Here is a 2,809-nt window from a genome sequence, read left to right as displayed (position 1 = left end):
CGCTCATGTCTTCGATGCTGGATGATTTCCGTGCCGTTGCGGAGGGTCTGGAGTTCGGTGAGCCGGTGATTCCGGTGGTGTCGAATCTGACCGGTGCCCTCGCCACGGCGGGGGAGTTGTGTTCGCCGGAGTACTGGGTGCGGCATGTGCGGGAGACCGTACGGTTCGCCGATGGCGTTCGGGCGTTGTCGGAGGCCGGGGTGGGGACGTTCCTGGAGCTGGGCCCGGACGGTGTGCTCTCGGCCCTGGTCCGGGAGTCGGCACCGGACGTAGCCGAGGTCGTTCCTGCTCTTCGTAAGGATCGTGGCGAAGAACTGGCTTTGGCGACCGGTCTGACTCGTCTGCACGTGACCGGCGTGGACGTGGACTGGCGGGCGTTCTTCACGGGTACCGGTGCGCGCCGGGTCGAGCTGCCTACCTATGCTTTCCAGCGGCAGCGGTATTGGCCTGCGGCTGTGGCTGCTCCGGGCGATGTGCGGGCCGCCGGCCTGGTCTCGGCTGAGCATCCGTTGCTGGGTGCGGCGGTGTCGTTGGCCGACTCGGACGGTGTGGTGTTCTCCGGTCGCCTGTCGGCGGGCTCGCATCCGTGGCTGGCTGATCACGTGGTGATGGGTCGCGTTCTGGTGCCCGGTACGGCTTTCGTGGAGCTGGCGATACGGGCCGGTGACGAGGTCGGGTGTGACCGCGTCGAGGAGCTGACCCTGTCCGCGCCATTGGTTCTGCCGGAGCGCGGGGCTACGCAGATCCAGGTGCGGGTGGGGGCCGCAGATGATGATGGGCAACGCGCTCTCACCGTTCACGGGCGGCCCGAGCATGTGGTGGACGCGCCCTGGACCCAGCACGCGTCGGGTGTGCTGGCCGCCAGTGGAATAGGCCGGGTGGACGTCGGATTCGACGCGGCTGTATGGCCGCCGTACGGCGCCGAACCGGTCGATGTCAGCGACCGCTACGAGCGGCTTGCGGAGATGGGTTTCGACTACGGGCCGGTGTTCCGAGGTCTCCGGGCGGTGTGGCGGCGCGGTGATGTGGTGTTTGCCGAAGTTGGACTGCCGGAGGAGGTTGAAGCCGGCGAGTTCGGCCTCCATCCAGCTCTGCTGGACGCGGTATTCCAGGCGGTGGGGTCGGCGGGATCCGGCAACGACAATCCGGACCTGGAGAGTGCGTCGCTGCCGTTCTCCTGGGACGGCGTGTCGCTCTACGCTTCCGGTGCCGCGACTGTGCGGGCGCGGCTGTCTCGCACCGGCCAGGGGGCGGTCTCGGTCGCGATCGCGGACACCGATGGCGAACTTGTCGCTTCCATCGATTCTCTCGCTACTCGCCCGATAGCCCCAGGACAGCTGGGCGACGCGGCTTCCGGGGCGGGTAGTGACTCGCTGTTCCGTATCGACTGGGCTCCCCTGCCGTCCGGGTCAGTTGAGACCGGAGCCGCTGCGGTTGCGGTGGTTGGCGCGGGAGAGGCCTTTGCCGCCGCGCTTCGGGACGCGGGTACCGAGGTCCGGGTGTATGCGGATCTGGCGGCTCTGTCCGCAGCGGATGGGTCGGTGCCGGACGTTGTGTTGGTTGCGCTGCCCGGTGCGCGGTCCCAGAACGAAGTGGTGGACACTGTCCACGCGAGTGCTGCTTCCGCCCTGGAGCTGGTGCAGGACTGGCTGGTGGAGGAGCGTTTCGCCCGGTCCCGGTTGGTGGTGGTGACCCAGGGTGCCGTCACCGCGCGGAACGCCGACGACCTGGCGGTGGCGTCGGCGTGGGGTTTGGTGCGGTCGGCGCAGTCGGAGCATCCGGATCGGATCACGTTGCTGGACCTTGGCGACGGTGCCGTGTCGGGGGCGGTGTTGTCGCGTGCGTTGGCCCAGTTCGAGCCGGAGTTGGCGGTTCGGGAGGGGCGGTTGGTGGTGCCACGGTTGGCACGGGTGGGTGTGTCCGATGCTGTGGTGCGGGTGTGGGATGGACCGGGCAGCGTGTTGGTCACGGGTGGTACGGGTGGTCTGGGTGCGGTGGTGGCGCGGCACCTGGTGGCCGAGCACGGCGTACGGGACCTGCTCCTGCTGTCCCGGCGGGGGATGGCTTCGCCGGGTGCTGGGGACCTGGTCGCCGAACTCGCCGGATTGGGTGCCCGCGCCGAGGTGGTGGCCTGTGATGTGGCCGATCGTGATGCGCTGGCCGAGGTGCTGGCGGGGCATGAGGTGTCCGCGGTGGTGCACAGCGCCGGGGTGCTGGACGACGGCGTCATCGGTGCGCTGACTCCGGGGCGTGTCGATGCGGTGTTGCGTCCGAAGGTGGATGCGGCGTGGCATCTGCACGAGTTGACGCAGGACATGGATTTGTCTGCGTTCGTGGTGTTCTCCTCCGCGGCGGGCACGTTCGGCAGTGCGGGTCAGGGGAGTTACGCGGCGGGTAATGCGTTCCTGGACGCGTTGGTGCGGTACCGGCGGGACCGGGGGCTGCCGGGCGTGTCGCTGGCCTGGGGGCCCTGGGAGCAGGCCGACGGCATGGTCGGTGAGCTGAGCGCCGCCGATCGGGAGCGGATGCACCGCTCGGGATTCCCGCCGTTGTCCGTTGAGCAGGGTGTGGCGCTGTTCGATGCTGCGGTGGGTGCGGGGGAGCCGGTGGTGTTGCCGGTGCGGCTGGATCTGCCGGCGCTGCGGGCTCGTGGTGAGGTGTCGCCTCTGCTGCGCGGTCTGATCCGTACGCCCTTCCGCCGTGCCGCTGCTACCGGGCTGGCGCAGCGGCTCAGCGGGCTGGGTGAGGTCGAGCAGGGGGAGGTGCTGCTGGACCTGGTGCGCAGTCAGGTGGCCATGGTGCTCGGGCA

Annotated in this window: 1 protein-coding gene; it reads left to right on the top strand. The window is 69.4% G+C overall.

Translation table 11 applies throughout. The features are described 5' to 3' along the window. Nucleotides 1–14 precede the first annotated feature (14 nt). Nucleotides 15–2,809, top strand: a 2,795-nt coding sequence (locus ACH4SI_RS42060; protein WP_398306379.1) for a type I polyketide synthase, incomplete at its 3' end; no start/stop codon positions are given.

The organism is Streptomyces sp. NPDC021212, assembly GCF_044332925.1.
Lineage (GTDB): Bacteria > Actinomycetota > Actinomycetes > Streptomycetales > Streptomycetaceae > Streptomyces.
The sequence above is the reverse complement of the archived record's forward strand: the minus strand, read 5'-3'. Positions and strand labels throughout refer to the sequence as shown.